Source organism: Pseudarthrobacter sp. CCNWLW207 (assembly GCF_037203945.1).
Taxonomy (GTDB): Bacteria; Actinomycetota; Actinomycetes; order Actinomycetales; family Micrococcaceae; genus Arthrobacter.
The window spans coordinates 1-17,037 of the sequence record NZ_JBBCBS010000001.1 but is presented as its reverse complement, the minus strand read 5'-3'; the positions used below and the strand labels follow the sequence as shown (position 1 = coordinate 17,037).

At 67.1% G+C, this 17,037-nt stretch carries 10 protein-coding genes; all 10 read left to right on the top strand.

The genetic code is table 11. From position 1 onward, the window contains the following. Positions 1–25 precede the first annotated feature (25 nt). The 10 genes from V9L17_RS00050 (at position 26) to V9L17_RS00005 (ending at position 16,942) form a co-directional block, all read left to right on the top strand. Positions 26–1,357: a DUF58 domain-containing protein gene (locus V9L17_RS00050; protein ID WP_337349990.1), complete on the top strand. Its 1,332-nt coding sequence runs from the start codon at positions 26–28 to the stop codon at positions 1,355–1,357. Further along, positions 1,354–3,984: a transglutaminase domain-containing protein gene (locus tag V9L17_RS00045; RefSeq protein ID WP_337349989.1), complete on the top strand. Its 2,631-nt coding sequence runs from the start codon at positions 1,354–1,356 to the stop codon at positions 3,982–3,984. The genes V9L17_RS00050 and V9L17_RS00045 overlap by 4 nt, the downstream gene beginning before the upstream one ends. After that, the gene (locus V9L17_RS00040; protein ID WP_337349988.1) at positions 3,981–5,672 is read left to right on the top strand and encodes an RDD family protein; all 1,692 of its coding nucleotides are present in this window, start codon (positions 3,981–3,983) and stop codon (positions 5,670–5,672) included. The genes V9L17_RS00045 and V9L17_RS00040 overlap by 4 nt, the downstream gene beginning before the upstream one ends. Further along, a complete protein-coding gene (locus V9L17_RS00035; RefSeq protein WP_337349987.1) occupies positions 5,669–6,589 on the top strand; it encodes a PP2C family protein-serine/threonine phosphatase in 921 nt (306 codons plus the stop codon). The genes V9L17_RS00040 and V9L17_RS00035 overlap by 4 nt, the downstream gene beginning before the upstream one ends. Beyond that, positions 6,576–8,411, top strand: a complete 1,836-nt coding sequence (locus tag V9L17_RS00030) for an FHA domain-containing protein (RefSeq protein WP_337349986.1) — start codon at positions 6,576–6,578, stop codon at positions 8,409–8,411. The genes V9L17_RS00035 and V9L17_RS00030 overlap by 14 nt, the downstream gene beginning before the upstream one ends. Then, entirely contained in the window at positions 8,408–10,285 is a 1,878-nt protein-coding gene (locus V9L17_RS00025; RefSeq protein WP_337349985.1) for a protein kinase domain-containing protein, read from the top strand. The genes V9L17_RS00030 and V9L17_RS00025 overlap by 4 nt, the downstream gene beginning before the upstream one ends. Before the next feature lie 62 nt (positions 10,286–10,347). Next, positions 10,348–11,052 carry a hypothetical protein gene (locus V9L17_RS00020; protein ID WP_337349153.1) on the top strand — a complete coding sequence of 235 codons (705 nt, stop codon included), beginning with the start codon at positions 10,348–10,350 and terminating at the stop codon, positions 11,050–11,052. Then, complete coding sequence (locus tag V9L17_RS00015) at positions 11,049–15,494, top strand: FtsK/SpoIIIE domain-containing protein (RefSeq protein WP_337349984.1); 4,446 nt, start codon at positions 11,049–11,051, stop codon at positions 15,492–15,494. Before V9L17_RS00020 ends, V9L17_RS00015 begins: the two co-directional genes overlap by 4 nt. A 155-nt stretch (positions 15,495–15,649) precedes the next feature. Then, positions 15,650–16,222, top strand: a complete 573-nt coding sequence (locus V9L17_RS00010; protein ID WP_337349983.1) for a hypothetical protein — start codon at positions 15,650–15,652, stop codon at positions 16,220–16,222. Between the two features lie 369 nt (positions 16,223–16,591). Next, complete coding sequence (locus tag V9L17_RS00005) at positions 16,592–16,942, top strand: hypothetical protein (protein ID WP_337349982.1); 351 nt, start codon at positions 16,592–16,594, stop codon at positions 16,940–16,942. The last annotated feature ends 95 nt before the right edge of the window (positions 16,943–17,037 follow it).

The window sequence follows — 17,037 nt, the reverse complement described above, 5'->3', positions numbered from 1 at the left end:
ACCCAGCGCAAACGAAGGCACCACTATGTCCAGCAGCACTCCGTTGATCCGGCTTGCTGACCGTCTCCGGCAACTTTTCCACCGGAACGGCAAGCCCACTCGGCTGCACCCCCCGGCTTTTTGGGCCGAGGCCACCAGCACGGCCGGCCTGGCCCTTGCACCGGCCTGGCAGAAGGTCCGGGGCCTTTGGCTCCGGTACGTGTGGCCGGTGCTGTCCGTCGTGAGCATCCTGGGCTGGTCTGTGCTCGCCGCCGCCATCCTGCTATGGGCCACCGGCCAGTCGTTCGGCTGGCAGGAAGCCAAAGCGGCGGCCATCGCTGCGTTTGTACTCTTTGCGATCGCGGTCGGCTTTATCCTGGGCCGGTCATCCTACGGCGTGGTCCTGGACCTCGCCCGTACCCGCGTCGCCGTTGGCGACAGCGCCGTGGGGAGCATCGCGGTCTCCAACACCTCCGCCCGCCCGCTCCTGCCGGCCGCCCTCGAACTGCCTGTCGGTGCCGCTACCGCCGTCTTCCATCTTCCGCGAATGAAGCCCCAGCAGGTCCACGAGGACCTCTTCACCATTCCCACCGCCCGCCGCGCCGTCATCGTGGTGGGTCCGGTCCGCTCCGTCCGTGCCGACCCTCTGCACCTGCTGCGCCGCCAGGTGCTGTGGACCGAACCGGAGGACCTTTACGTCCATCCCCGGACCGTTGCCCTCGCTGGTTCGGCCGCGGGCTTCATCCGCGACCTTGAAGGCATGCCCACCACGGACCTTTCCAGCGCAGACGTGTCCTTCCACGCCCTGCGGGACTACGTGCCGGGGGATGACCGCCGGCACATCCATTGGAAGACCACTGCGCGGACCAACAAGCTGATGGTGCGCCAGTTCGAGGAAACCCGGCGCGCCCACCTCGCCATTTCTCTGTCCATCAACACGGACGAGTATGCCTCGGAACAGGAATTCGAGATGGCCATCTCTGCCGCCGCCTCGATCGGCCGCCAGGCCATCCGGGAGCAGCGGGAGCTGGACGTCCTGACCCAGAAGGGTCCACTGCGCTGCGAAACCGGGCGCAACATGCTGGACGACATGACCAGGATCGTCGGGGCACCCATGCGCCGCACCGCCGTCGACCTCGCCCGGTCCCTGGCCGACACGGTCCCCAACGCCTCTGTGGTGTTCTTTGTGGTGGGCAGCAACGTCACGCCCACCCAGCTTCGTTCCGCTGCCGCCTCGGTCGCTCCCGGCGTCCGCAGCCTCGCCGTGCGGCTCCAGACCGGAGCGGCGCCGTCGCGGGCCAACATCGCCGACCTGACGGTGCTGACCCTGGGCGACCTCGCCGACCTCGCCATCGTCCTGAGAAAGGCGGCCGCATGAGCTCCGCATCCGACCTCCGCCCCCGGGCATCCCGGCAGAAAAAGCGCCAGCAGCAAGAGCATGAGTCAGCATTCGCGGATGGCCAGCCTGCGTGGCATTTTATGGTCGACGCCGGTGCGCTCACCATCCTGCTCGGGCTCGGCGTGCTGGGATTCAGCCTCAGCTTCGGCGGGGACGCCTACTATCTCATCTCCGGGTTCGGCGGCATCATCCTCGGTCTCGCCCTCGCCGCCGCCAACGCCCACCTGCGGCTTGGCCTGCTGATCACCTCCGCCCTGGCGCTGGGCGCCTACCTGGTGCTGGGAACCGTGCTTGCCGTGCCGGACGCAGCCATCGCGGGCTTCGTCCCCAGCCTGGACTCCCTCCGAACGCTGCTCCTGGGGGTGGTGTTCGCCTGGAAGGACATGCTGACCGTCGGTGTGCCGGTGGGAACCGCTGGGGGAGTCCTCATTGTTCCGTTCCTCAGTTCCCTTCTCACCGCGCTGGTGGCAGGAATCCTCACTTGGCGGGCCAAGGCTCCTTATTGGCCGCTGCTGCCTGTGCTTGCCCTCTTTGTCACGGGCATTGCATTCAGCACCAACGCCGCATTCCTGACGGTGGAGCGGGGCATTGGCCTGACGGTCATTGCGATCGCCTGGGCCACGTTCCGCCGTGATGCACTGCGCCGAAGCGACACCCGGAAAGTGTCCGTCAACCGCCCCCAAAGCGACGCCGGCACTGCCCAGCGCGCCAGGATCCGCAGGCTCGGCACCGCCGCTGCCGTCATCGCCGCAAGCATGACCATCACCGCCGTCGCGGCCCCGTTGGTCACGGCGAGCGACGACAGGAAAGTGCTGCGCAACGTGGTGGTCCCGCCATTTGACCCCAAGGACTACATCACGCCACTGGCAAGCTTCCGGACCTTCGTCAAGGACAAGAAGGACGACACGCTGTTTGTGGTCAAGGGCCTGCCGCGGGACGGACGGGTGCGGCTGGGGGCGCTGGACGCGTTCAACGGCACCAACTACAACATGGACCCCAACGGTTCCGGCAATTTCAGCAAGGTGGGGGATACCAAATCCATCAACACCCTGGCCGATACTTCCAGTGTTGTGCCTACCAATGACTACGCCATTGACATCACCATCGAGGACTACCAAGGCTTTTTCGTCCCGGGGGGCCGAAAGACCACGGGGCTGAGCTTTGACCAAAGTGCGTCAGGGGCCGCTTCGGGCCTGTACTTCAACTCGGGCACGGACACCGCAGTGACCACCAAGGGCCTCTCGAAGGGTGACTCCTACAGTGTCCAGGTGTCCGATCCGGTCAAGCTGGAGCATGGCCAGCTGACCCAGTACGACTTTGCCAAAGTCACCCTGCCTGACGCTTTGGAGGTGCCGCCGGTCGTCGGCTCGCAGGCCAACGACCTCTCGGCCGACGCGCCCACCGCCATCGACCGCGTCCGCCAGATCGAGGCCCACTTCCAGAAGACCGGCGCTTTCAGCAACGGGCTGGTCACCGAAGGGCAACTGCCCAGCGTCTCCGGGCACAGCTCGTCCCGGATCAGGAACCTCCTGACGGCCAAGCAAATGCTCGGCGACGACGAACAGTATGCCGTGGCGATGTCGCTGATGCTCCGCCACTTGGGGATCCCCTCACGCGTGGTCATGGGCTTCTACCCCGATCCGACCAGCCCGGAGAACGGCGCCGGCGAAGTGAAGATCACCGGCAAGGACGTCCACGCCTGGGTGGAGGTGGCCTTCGACCGCGTGGGTTGGGTCAGCTTTGACCCGACACCGCCCAAGGACAACATCCCCATCCCGCCGGACCCGGAAAACAAATCCAAACCCAAGCCACAGGTGCTTCAGCCGCCCCCGCCCCCGCAGGAGCCCGCAGACCTGCCGCCGGACTCCTCCCCGGATGCGCTGGATGCGGACCAGAAGAAGAACAACCCCTGGCTGTTCTGGGGCGCGCTCCTTGGCGCCCTCGGGGTTGCCCTGATTCCCTTGTCGATCCTTGCGTTGCCGCTGCTGATCATCGCCCTGCTCAAATCACGACGACGGAAGTCCCGGTTCACCGAAGGCCACCCGGCGCAGCGCGTCGGCGGGGGCTGGAACGAGGTGCTGAGCCTCGCCACGGACATGGGGGCGGGAATCGACACCCGCGCCACGCGGCGGGAAAGCGCTGCGGTAGTGGCGGAAGCTTTCCCCTCGACCGGGACCACAACAACGATGCTGGCCCGCCGTGCGGACGCGTCAATCTTTGGCGCCGGGCAGCCGAGCGAGGAAGAGGTCAAGGAATACTGGACCATCGTGGACGGCTCCCTCAAGGAAATGACCGCGACCGTGGGCTTCTGGCGCCGGCAGCGGGCCAGGTTCTCACCCAGGTCCCTGCTGGCGGACGGGCGGGCAGCCCTCAAGCTGCGCAGCACCGGCCGGGGGCTGGCGTCGCTGCGGCGGCCAGGCGACGCCGCAAAACAGCCCGGCGACGTCAAGCAGCCCGGCGCCGCACCGCAGGCTGGCTCAGCTGTGCCGCAGTCGGCCGAAGGTAGGGTGGAGAGCGGTCCGGCGGCAACCCCCGCAGGCCCCTCCGAACCTGATGAGTCCACTGTTCTGAGGAACCCTGGCAGGAAGAACCACACCGAACCATGACGCAAGACTCCGAGCGCTGCCAGCGCTGCCAGCAGCTGATCCGCGCCGGTGCCACGTTCTGTACCGCCTGCGGAGCCCCTTTGCCCAACAGGGCTGCCCGGAATGCCCGCTACGTGGACCACGCCCAGCAGGCGTTGATGGAACGTGCGGCTGAGCATGCCGCCGCGATTCCCGGTACTATCCCGGTAGTACAACGGGTCCCGGTTGACAGCGGTCCCGGAATGGCACAGGCCGTCCACGGTCAAGGGGGAGGAACGGGCATGGCAGTAAATCTTGGGCTTGTTCCGGCTGCGTCGGGAAAGCGTCTCGGGGCTGCCGTGCTGGACTGGCTCGCTCCGCTGGTGGTCCTGGGAGTGACATTTGCCATTGGCTTCGCCGGGGTGACGCGCACCCAAAGCGGTGGATTCATCATTTATGACACGGGATCGCTGGTCCTGTTCGGCGGCATTGGCCTCGGGCTGACGCTCGTCTATATTGTCGTCCTGCTGGGTCTGGAAGGCCGGTCCGGAATCACGATCGGCAACCGGCTCATGGGCATCCGCAGCGCCGACAACGACGGCTATGCGCCGGGCGGGGGAGCGGTTTTCCTCCGCGGGCTTGTCACTGGAGCGGGCATCCTGTTGGCCGTCGTTGCGGCGGCTGCGCTGGTCATTTTCAAGTGGTTCGACGCGGCACTCTTCATCCTGGCGCCGCTGGTCCTGGCCGGTGCCGCGTGGGCGGTACTCGTGGTGGTCTCGAACTCCTGGGACAAGAACGGCAAGCTCCGGGGCTGGCACGACTCCGCCGCGAAAACCCTCGTCTTTGACGTCAAGGCCGGACGGAACCCCATTGCCACGGGCGGGATCCAAGGACCCTATAGTTTCGCGCCGCTGGACCTGCCGCCCGTGCAGCAGGTCGCGTCGCCCGTGGCCGGAGCAGCCAAAGCCCCGCAGGTCATCAACGCCCAGGCGCCCCTGAACCCCAACCAGTGGCAGCCGCCGGCAGGGCAACCTGCCAGCCAAGCACCACGCGCCGCCGTACACCCGGAGCCTGCACCAATGGCCCAGGCCGTTCCGCCCGCCCCGGCCACCCCTCAGGGGCCGGCAGCCCAGCCAGCCGCGCAGCTGCCTTACGCCGCTCCCCAGGCGTTCGCTCCGCAGCCTTTCACGCCGCCCGCACCAGCACCCGCAGCCGCACCCGTGCCGCCTGGCACTCATCGCACAGCGGGCACGCCGGGCCAACCCGCCGCGCCGATTCCCCCCGCCCATCCGGCTCCGAGGGAACACAGTGCCCCAGGCCAGGCTCCCGCAGCAGCCCACCCCGACGACGACCACGACCGCACGCAGATGCGCGGGGGATTCCGTGAGGCGGCGCCCGTGGCCGTCCTGCGGATCAGGCTCGACGACGGCCGGGACTTCCAGCTTGACCGGAACGTCCTGGTAGGCCGCAACCCCGTGGGGCAGGCGGGCGAGCAGCAGGCCCAGTTGCTGGCCGTGGACGACCCCGGCCGATCAATTTCGAAAACGCATCTTCACGTCCTCTCGGATGGCGCGGGCGTGTGGGTGACGGATCGGAACTCCACGAACGGGAGCGCCGTCACCACTCCGGACGGCCTGCGCACCCCACTCAAGCCGGGCGTGCCCGCCTTTGTCAGCCCGGGATCCACTGTCCACTTTGGTGACCGCTCCTTCCACCTAGGACAGGCATGAATTCCCAAGCCGCCAGTGTTCCCGCCGCCGCAGACCACGACTCCGGGCTGAGCCTGAGCTACGGCTACGGCACAGACCGTGGGCTGCGGCGCGAGCTCAATGAAGACTCCTTCATTGCTTCGGACCCGGTTTTTGCCGTGGCTGACGGAATGGGCGGCCATGAAGCCGGCGAGATCGCCAGCGGCATGTGCGTCCGCGCCCTGGCGGCCATGCCGCAACTGGCCACGGGAGAGCGGAGCGTCACCGCCGCAGTTATCCAGCAATACCTGATGAAGGCCGACGACTCCATCCGCGAGGCCACCGGGGCCCGGGCCGGCACAACGCTGACCGGGGTTGTGGTGGTGGAGCAGATGGGCATGCCTTATTGGCTGGTCATGAACATCGGCGATTCCCGGACCTACCGGCTGAGCCAGGGCCAGTTTGCCCAGGTCAGCGTGGACCACTCCGAGGTCCAGGAACTTGTCGATGCCGGCGAAATCACGCCGGAGGAAGCAACTGTCCACCCTCGCCGCCATGTTGTGACCCGGGCCCTCGGTACCGGGGACGAGACCGAAGCCGACTACTGGCTGCTCCCGGTGGAGGAGGGCGACCGGATCCTGGTCTGCTCGGACGGGCTGAATGCCGAACTCACGGACGAGCACATGTTCCGGATCCTCAGTACCGTGGGCCATCCGCAGGACGCGGTGGATGCGCTGATCCAGGCCGCTCTCCGGAACGGAGGCAGGGACAACGTTACTGTCATCGTGGTGGACGCCAGGAATGTCATGAACGACGGCGGCATCGCCACTACGGCGCCTCGGCCCGGTTCGGACGCGGAGGACGAGATCACCCTGCCGCGGTCCCAGGTTGTGGACGCCGCACGGCCGGAAACGTCAGGCGAGGACGAAAGCGAGGAGCCAGGCGATGACCGGGAATAACTATGTGCCAGGCACATGGCACGGCATTGTCCGGTCCCGCACGGCCGTCCTTCTGGGACCCGATACGCCCCCTCAGCTGGTCCACTCCCTGTGGGACCTGCTGGAAAGCGGACCTGAGGTCCATGAGCTGCTCCACGCCGTCACCAGCAGCTTCGGCGTGTCGCTGGCCCAGATACCGCCGTTCGGAATCGTGGATTTCAACGACTCCCTGCGGGTTTTCCTGCGCGGAGACATTGACCTGACAGTGCAGCTGCCCACCGGACCGGTGGAGCTTCATGGGCGTGACGTGACGACGTGGGCCGAACGGCATCTCGCGGCCCCCGAGTGGTACAGCATCAGCGTTCCTGGTGTTGACGTTCCGGGCAGTGAAACCACGGGTCCTGCGCTGCCCCTTCAGGAGGGCGTGGTCCTCCTGCAGGCGTTGACCGTTGACTTGGACGGCAGCGCTGAAGCGGCTGTCCCAACACCGCTTGTATCCGCGGTACCAGTTGCGGCCGGACCAGTTGCGGCCGCACCCGTTCCTATCGCTGTGGTGCCTGCAGGCGCGGTGCCGGCAACTGTGCCAGCGGTGGCGGCCACAGAGCCTGGCGCTATGGTGGCACTGGACCCTGAGGAAGCCGTGTTTGAGAAACCCGCGGCCCCGGCCGGGGCTGTGGCCCAGTCCGTGCCGGATGCCACGTTTGCCGCTGATGCCCCGGAGCACGGCGCATCGGCCGAAACCGTCATCGGTGTCATGGATGAAGACTTCGAAGACCTTCCCGCCGAACATCCTGATTCCGGGCCGGCGGAGGATGTTGTCCTTCAAACCGGGGATGCGGCTTCCTTGGTGGAGGAAGAGCCGGCGCCGGACCCGGCCCCGGCCTCCGAACAGACCAGCACGTACGACCACCTCTGGGAGCGCACTGTGGTCCGCAGCATAGAAGACGCTGCTGTCCGTGACGATCCCGACGGTCTGCTGTCCGAGCCCCCTGCACAGCAGACATCCGCGGCTGCGGACGCTGCGGAGACGCCCTCGGCTGCGGACCCCGCGGAGACACCCGCCGCGGGGAACATGCTGTCGACTGAGGCACCAGCACCAGCACCAGCACCAGCACCAGCACCGGCACCCTCCGGCGGACTGATCGATTCAGTTCCTTGGAACACTGGCGGGGGAATGTCCTCACAGCCCGGGCCGGGCAGTGATGACCGAGGTGGCCGTGGTGACGGTGGCCGAGGTGAGGCAGCCCGTGGTGAGGCAGCCCGTGGTGAGGCAGTCCGCGACGATGGTGACCACGACGGCCAGACGATCATGAAGAGCGATCTGGCCGGGATGGCCGTGCATCCCGCGCCCGCCGTCGCCGACACGGAGGCCGCGGGATCCGCCGGCCCCATGGTCCTTGCGCGTGTCTGCGGGCAGGGCCATGCGAATCCGCCGACGCACGCCCAGTGTGCGGTCTGCGGGCAGCCCCTGCCGTCGGATGCTGTCCAGGTTTCCCGGCCCCGGCTTGGCCGCATGCGGGTCTCCAGCGGCGAGCTTGTGGACCTTGACCAGTCTCTGGTGATCGGCCGCCAGCCGTCGGTCTCGCGCGTCCAGGGCGGCGTGATGCCGCGCCTGGTGCAGGTTGCCAGCCCCAGCGGCGACATCTCCCGCTCGCATGTCCAGGTCCGCCTCGAGGGCTGGCATGTGATGCTGTGCGACCTGAAAGCAACGAACGGCACCGTCCTCGTCCGGGAAGGCCAGCAGCCAAGGCGCCTGGCCCAGAACGAAATGGCCATCCTGCTTGATGGCGACATCGCAGAACTGGGCGACGGCATTTCGCTTCGCTTTGAGGAGATTCTTTGAGTTCCAAACGGCCCGTAGCGCCGCCACCCCACATTCCGGGGTTTTCCTACATCAGCCTGTTGGGGTCAGGCGGCTTCTCAGACGTTTACCTTTACGAACAGGACCGGCCCCGCCGCAGGGTGGCGGTCAAAGTCCTGCTTTCGGACCTGAAGACCGAAGGCGCGCGCCGACGGTTTGAGTCCGAGGCAAACCTCATGGCCCAACTGTCCTCGCACCCCTACATCGTGACCATTTACGAGGCCGAGGTCACCGACGCCGGACACTCCTACCTGGCCATGGAGTACTGCTCCCGGCCCAGCCTGGACGTGCGGTACCGGAGGCAGCGCTTCAGCGTCGATGAGGTCCTTGCCGTGGGCATCCAGGTGGCCTCCGCCGTCGAAACCGCGCACCGTGCCGGTATTGCCCACCGGGACATCAAACCCGCCAACATCCTGGTGACCGACTACAACCGTCCAGCACTCACGGACTTCGGAATATCCGGAACCCTGGGCGGGTCCGACGCCGACGACGACGCCGGAATGTCCATCCCGTGGTCCCCGCCGGAGCAGTTCACAGACGGCGGAACCGACGGCGTAATGGTTGATGTTTGGGCCCTCGGCGCCACGCTGTATACATTGCTTGCCGGCAGGTCGCCGTTCGTGATGCCCGGGGCGGACAACTCACAGCGGGAGCTCATTTCACGCATCTCCACCATGTCGCTGCCACGCCTTGGCCGGGCGGACGTTCCGGAATCACTGGAGCTCGCACTGTCCACGGCCATGGCCAAATCCCCCGCGTCCCGCTATTCCTCCGCCCACGCGTTTGCCCTTGCCCTGCAGCGGATCCAGGCCGAACTGAACCTGTCAGTCACGCCGTTCGAAGTGCTGGAAGAGCCGCACCCCGAAGAAAGCCATCCGGACGACGGATACGAAGAAACCCGTGTACGGAGCATCGCGGCCATCGACCCGGAACGGACAGGCAGCGCCCCCACTTTCCCGGCACGAACCCGGCCGCAGGGCCCAGGCAACGTCCCGCCGCCGTCGTTTCCGCCTGCCGGCGGTCCGTCCACGCCCGCACCGTCACCAACCCGGGCCTCGCCCGCGACCCAGCCGTCAGCGCTGCAGCCTGCTCCATCGCAACCGACGGACGGGCACGGCGCACCTGTTCAGCCGCAGGTCCCCGGCAATCTCTTTGCCGGCCCTGGGACAGGCCCGCAGACCGGCAGCCAGCCTGCCGCCGAGTGGGCACACGCCACCATGCTGCGCGGCGGCGCAACCGACTACGGGACAGCCGTGGGGGCCGCTGACGCCACCGTCCAGCGTCCGGCACTGCTCCCGCGAGGACCGGAAGGTAACGATCAGCAGCCGGGCACGGGTTCGTCCGGCAGCCGCGAACCTGAGCTTGACGCAACCGTCACCCGGGCGGTCCGCAGCGAGGAGCCCGTCACGGAGTCTCGCCCGGACCACGGAAAAAGGAATCTGTGGCTCGCCTTGACGGGTGCCGCGGTACTGGTCCTTGCGGTGGTTGTGGGGATTGTCCTGGCTACAACGGCGCCCCCTCCCAAGGTTGAAGACACCGAGCAGGCCAGCACGCCGCCGCCCGACGCCCTGGACAATGGGTCAGTGCCGGACGTCGCCGGCCTGTCCGGATTCCGGGACAGCAGCGGCAAGGTGACTTTCACCTGGGAGAATCCGCAGCCCAAGCCCGGTGACACGTACAAATGGCGCGTGTACACGTTGGGTGAGAGCGGCTCCGAATACCAGTCCACCGATGGATTCAGTGCGCAGGTTGCGGCCAATCCCAACGAACCGACCTGCCTCCAGGTGATGATCGTCCGCAGCGACGGGGCGTTCTCACCGCTTGAGGACGACTCCATAGCCTGTGTCCGCGAATGAGCACGGCACGGCAGACCGAAAAACTTGGCGATACTGGCATTGCCCTTGAGGAGGCACGGAAAATGGGGGATCTGGCAATAGATTTCTGTGGCGAATGGTACGAACCCTCGGACGAGGATGTTTTCAACATCGGCCGCGAAGGCGACCTTGAGGTTGATGACAACCCGTACCTGCACCGGCAGTTCCTGCAGGTGGCCCGCTATGACGGGATCTGGTGGCTCAGCAACGTGGGCAGCATGCTCTCAGCCACCGTTGCAGACGGCTCCGGCGGAATGCAGGCGTGGCTTTCGCCTGGCGCGCGCATACCCTTGGTCTTCAGCCACACCAACATCATCTTCACGGCCGGCCCCACCACCTACGAATTCGCCGTCCACCTCAAGACGCCTTCGTTCCGGCAGGAAGCGCGGGACGACGACAGCAACGGAGACACTACGATCGGCCCGGTGGTCTTCACCGACTCCCAGAAGGCCCTCATCGTTGCCCTCGCCGAGCCGATGCTCCGCCGCGAGGGGACAGGCTTCAGCGCCATTCCGTCGTCGGCGGCCGCGGCCAAAACGCTTGGCTGGGCGCTGACCCGGTTCAACCGGAAGCTGGACAACGTCTGCGACAAGCTGGATCGGGTTGGCGTTGTGGGGCTGCGCGGCGGCGGCGGAAAACTCGCCACCAACCGGCGTGCCAGGCTTGTGGAGCATGCCGTGACATCCCATCTGGTCACCCCCGAAGACCTCTATCTGCTGGAAAAAATGAGGGGCGTGGACGAAGGATGAGAATCCGCCTGACACTCCGCCGGGATCCGGCGGAGACAAAGGACCTCGCGGTCACCGTGGACGGCCTGGCGACCGTGGCGGACATCGCCACCCAGCTCTGGGCTGCCGACCCCGACCGGAAAGGGACTCCGGCACCGGAGAACCTCTCGCTCCGGATCGATGAGGCCTTTGTGGCCGGCGGGATGCGCGGCAACATCCTGACCCGCACGGACAACCTCCTCGAATCCGGCCTGCGGCCTGGTTCCGTGGTGTCCCTGACGCAGGTCAGTGAACAGTTCGATGTCCCCGGCGCCAACCGGGGCCCGGCAGCCGCCACTTTGCGGATCCTTTCAGGTCCTGACGTCGGCCAGGAGTTTTCGCTTCCCTCCGGTACCAGCTACATCGGCCGCGACAGGGACGTGGACATCCGCCTTTCGGACCCGCTCACTTCCAAGCGCCATGCCCGCATCACCGTGGGCGAGAGCATCGAGATCGTTGACACCAACTCGGCCAACGGCCTCCTGATGGACGGCCTGCCCGTCACCCGGGCAACGCTTAATTCCTCCGACACGGTGACCCTGGGCGATACCACCGTGACGGTGGTGCCGCTGGGCCGCAACCATGCGGCAGCACCGACGTCGCCCCTTGTCGATTTCAACCGGTCCCCGCGGGTAGTCCCGCGCTTCGACGCGCCGAAACGTGTCCTGCCCGCCGGGCCCAAGCGGCCGGACCACCAGCCCTTCCCGTACATCATGCTGGTGGCGCCACTCATCATGGGCGGGGTCCTGTTCGCCGTCACCGGGAACATGCTCTCCGTCATTTTCATGGCCATGATGCCGCTGTTCATCGTGGGTCACTACGTGGACCAAAAAATGCAGACCAGACGGCAGCAAAAGGAACAGCTCAAGCATTTCCGGGCCTCCATGGCCGCATTCCGGCAGGACATCACCGAGCTGCAGCATGTGGAACGCGCCGTCCGCCTGCAGGAAGCGCCCTCTGTCAGCGACACCGTGGACTCGATCTACAAGCTGGGCCCGCTGCTCTGGACCCACCGGCCCGAGCACAAGGGCTTCCTCGGCCTGCGGTTCGGACTGGGCACGGCGCCGTCGCGCATTACGTTCGAGGAGCCGGCCGAGAACGGCACGGAAGTCGAATACATGCGGGAGATCCAGGACTGCATCAAGCAGTTCAGGGACATTAAAGGCGTGCCCGTCGTTTCGCAGCTGCGGACCGCGGGGTCATTCGGCGTGGCAGGTGCCCGCGGCCTGGTCGACGACGTCGCCCGCGGCATGGTCCTGCAGCTGGTGGGCCTCCACTCGCCCGCGGAAGCAGTTGTCACTGCCATCACCTCAGCGCAGTCCAGGGAACGGTGGAACTGGCTGCAATGGCTGCCCCACGTCGGTTCGGGCCACAGCCCGCTCAGTGGCGACCACCTGGCCGCTGGCTCGGCCAGCGGTTCCTCCCTCCTGGCCCGCCTGGAAGACCTGCTCGACGCCCGGGAAGCCGCGGCCGGTCGGTCAGGCCCGGACCTGCGCCCGGACATCGACCCCGCCAAGGACGAAATCCCGGGGCCGATGCTGCCGGCCGTGCTGGTCATCGTGGAGGACGACGCCCCCGTTGACCGCGGCCGCCTGACCCGCCTCGCGGAACGTGGTCCGGATTCAGGCGTCCACGTCATGTGGGTGGCTACCGACATCCAGGCCCTTCCCGCCGCCTGCCGCGACTTCATGGTGGTGGACGGCGACCACGGCACCACCACAGGCCAGGTCCGGCTGGGCCGCCACAGCTACCCGGTGAGCTGCGAAAGCCTGGACGCCGAACTTGCCGGCCAGCTGGCCCGGATGCTTTCCCCGGTGGTGGACGTGGGCAAGCCCATGAGCGATGACTCCGACCTGCCGCGTGCCGTCTCCTATGCCACCCTCATTGGCAAGGACTTCCTGGACAGCCCCCAGGCTGTGGCCGAACGGTGGACCGAGAACAACTCCGTCCACGCTACGGCAGTCGCCAACCGCAAGGACAACGGGACGCTCCGCGCGCTCGTTGGGTCCAAGGGCGTCGAACCCCTCTACCTTGACCTCAAGAATGAGGGCCCGCACGCCCTGGTGGGTGGCACCACCGGTGCCGGAAAGTCCGAGTTCCTGCAGTCCTGGGTGATGGGCATGGCCGCGGCCTACAGCCCGGACAGGGTGAGCTTCCTCTTTGTGGACTACAAGGGCGGCGCGGCGTTCGCCGACTGCCTGCACCTGCCGCACACCGTGGGCCTGGTCACGGACCTCTCCCAGCACCTGGTGCGCCGCGCCCTGACCTCCCTCCGGGCCGAACTGCACTACCGCGAACACCTCCTGAACCGGAAGAAGGCCAAGGACCTCCTGGCCCTCCAGCGTGAAGCCGACCCCGAAGCCCCGCCGTACCTGATCATCATCGTGGACGAGTTCGCCGCGCTGGCCACCGAAGTTCCCGAGTTCGTTGACGGCGTGGTGGACGTTGCCGCCCGCGGGCGGTCGCTCGGCCTGCACCTGATCCTGGCCACACAGCGTCCTGCCGGCGTGATCAAGGACAGCCTGCGCGCCAACACCAACCTCCGCGTGGCCCTGCGCATGGCGGACGAGGACGACGCCACCGATATCCTCGGTGTGCCCGATGCCGCCTACTTCGACCCGTCGATCCCCGGCCGTGGCGCCGCCAAGACCGGCCCCGGCCGGATCCAGGGATTCCAAACCGGCTACGCGGGCGGCTGGACCACCGAAAAACCGCAGCGGCCCCAGATCGACATCGTGGAGATGGCCTTCGGATCCGGACCCGCCTGGGATGTTCCCGCCCCGGAAAAACCGGTCCAGGAAGAACCCGCCGGCCCCAACGACATCGCCCGGATGACGGCGAACATTGTCAGGGCGGCCGACTCGTTGGCCATCCGTCCGCCACGCAAGCCCTGGCTGGACGAACTGGCGAAGACGTACGACTTCTCCAAGCTGCCGAATCCCAGGACGGACGAGCGGCTGCTGCTCGGCGTCGCGGACGACCCCGCCCGCCAGGACCAGCCCACGGTGTTCTACGAACCCGACAAAGACGGCAACATGGCCATCTACGGCACCGGTGGCTCAGGTAAGTCCGCGGCGCTGCGCGGAATCGCCATCGCCGCAGCCGTCACGCCGCGCGGCGGGCCGGTCCACGTCTACGGCATCGATTGCGGATCCTCGGGACTCAAGATGCTCGAAGAGCTGCCGCACGTGGGCGAGGTCATCGGCGGGGACGACGTGGAACGAGTCGGCCGCCTGTTGCGCCTGCTCCGGGACATCGCCGACGAACGTTCCGCCCGGTTTGCCGAAGTCAGGGCCTCCACCATTGTGGAGTACCGGAAACTGGCCAACCGGCCGGATGAGAAGCGGATTTTCGTACTCGTGGACGGCATGACATCGTTCCGCGAAACGTACGAATACAGCCGCCTCTCCGCGTTGTGGGACATTTTCCTCCAGCTGGCCACCGACGGCCGTCCCCTCGGCATCCACCTGATAGTTACCGGTGACCGTCCCAACGCTGTGCCGGCGTCGTTGTTGGCCTCCATCCAGCGCCGGCTGGTCCTGCGCCTGTCCTCTGAAGACGACTACCTGTCCATGGACGTCCCCAAGGACGTCCTGAGCAGCACCTCCCCTCCGGGTCGGGGCTTGCTGGGCGGCCACGAAGTCCAGCTTGCAGTGCTGGGAGGCGACTCCAACCTTGCCCTGCAGGCCAGGGAAGTGCACAAACTCAGCGAGGCCATGCTGCGGCAGGGGCTGGACAGGGCGCCCCGGATCCAGCGGCTCCCGGACCAGGTGGACCTGGACGTGCTGCCGGCCGGCAGCCCGGACCTTCCGGTCATCGGTGTCGACGACGAAACGCTGCAGCCCGCCGAAATCATGGCCAAGGGTCCGCTGCTGCTGGCCGGCCCTCCCGGCTCAGGACGGACCGTTGCCCTCGTAACGATGGCGTACGCCCTCCGGCGCTCCAACCCGGACACGGAACTGGTGTACATCGGATCCCGCCGCTCTGCAGTCGCCTCGCTCCCCATCTGGAACCGGTCGATCGTGGGGCCGGACGACCTCGCCGACATCGTTGAGGACCTGACCGGGCACTCCTCCGGAAACCCTGGCAAGCTTGCCATCTTCATCGAGGGCCTGACCGAGTTCACCGACACGGTCGCCGAATCCGGGGTGGCGCAGCTCGTGACGGCGTCCATCAAGGCCGACCAGTGGGTCATCGGAGAGTCTGAAACCTCCACCTGGTCCTCGGCCTGGTCGCTGTCGCAGCCGTTCAAATCAGGGCGCAGGGGATTGCTCGTCAACCCCGGCGATATTGAGGGTGACAGCCTGCTGAACACTTCGCTGGGCCGGGTCAGTCCGGAGTTCATTCCGGGCCGCGGCTACATTGTGGGGCGCGGCAAGGCACGCAAGCTCCAGATCGCCCTGCCGCCGGAAAACAGGGACTAGAGCGTGGGCCAGACAGACGGCAAAGAGCGGGACGTTAAGCACGGGGGATTTAGGGCTTAACCGCGTGTTGTAGGAGACTCCAGGGAGCAGTTGTAGCAGACTGCCGGGAAACCAGTGATGCGCGGAGGGGGCCGCGCGCTGTCGAAAAGGTATCAATGAAACAAAAACCGTCCGCGCTCAGAGTTGTATCGGCGACGGCGGCCGCTTCGGTTTTGGCGCTTTCGATCGGCCTCTGGGTGGTGGCGCCTGCGAACGCGCAAACTTCCGAACCAACACCCACGTGCGGACTGATCTGCCTTCCGGGTCTGTCTGAACCTGACCCGAGGGATCCGCGCACTCCCCGCCCCAAACCCACCTCGGAAGAACCCACTGCTCCGCCGGCCCCCGCACCTCCCGCACCTCCCGCGCCGCCGTCCGCGGAACCCGCCCCCGCGCCGGTTTCCACCCTGGCCCCGGAGCCGACTGAGCCGGCCGGGCAAGCGTCCAGTGACGCGGCCACCAGTGCCCAGAGCGCCACGCCGTCCGCTGCCCTGCCCTCCACTGAATCGAACTGGAACAAACCGATCACCAAGTCCACCAAACCAACCCAGGCTGCAGCCGTCTCCAACGGCGACGGCCCCGGCTTCGGGGACCCGGGGCTGCTGACCATCTTGGTCGGCGTGCTGCTGGTGGGCCTGGGCGGCCTGGCCTTCGCCTGGTGGGGTCGGAACCGGGCCTCTGCCCATTGAGCAATGGGGGGACTGAGGCTCCTTATACGTTGGGCGCCGTGAATCCGGGGGATTTGCGGCCCCGCGGCGTGTTGTAGCAGACTACCGGGAACACTAATTGCCGCGGAGGGGGAGCCGCGCGCTGTCGAAAAGGTAACCATGATCCGATCCTCCCCAGTGCCGCGCGCTGTCCCCGCGACCATTGCTGCCGTTGGCATGGCGCTGGCGGTCGGCCTTGGTGCGGTGGGGGCTGCGCACGCGGAATCCCCGACGGCGGAACCCGCCCCGACCGTTTGCGAGTCGTGTGAGCAACCTACAACCGGGCCGGGGGAAGACCAAGGCAAGCCGGATCCCAAGCCCACGCAGGAGCCCCCGGTCCCGACTCAGCCGGTGGATCCCGCCCCAGCCCCACCCGCCAAACAGGTGCCCGCAGCGCCGGCGCCCGAACCGGAGCCCACCCTCGCGCCCGAGCCCAGTGCAACGGCCGAAGAGACAGAGACAGCAGAGCCAACCGTTGCGTCCCCCAGCCCCACGCCGTCGACGGCAACCCCGTCGACCGAATCCAACTGGAACAAGCCCATCACGAAGTCGGCAAGGCCCACCCACGCTGCTGCGGTATCGGACAGCGATGGCCCCGGCTTCGGCTCGGGGCTTCTGCCGATCATGGCCGGCGTACTGCTTGTGGCGCTGGGCGGGGTCTCCTTCGCCTGGTGGAGCCGAAACCGTCTCTCGGCCCACTAGCCGTGTGGCTGACCCCTTCCCATCCTGGTTGCGGTCTTCCGCCGATGGGCAGTGGTGCATGGGCAGCGGTCCCCATCGACAGTGTTTTGGGGCCG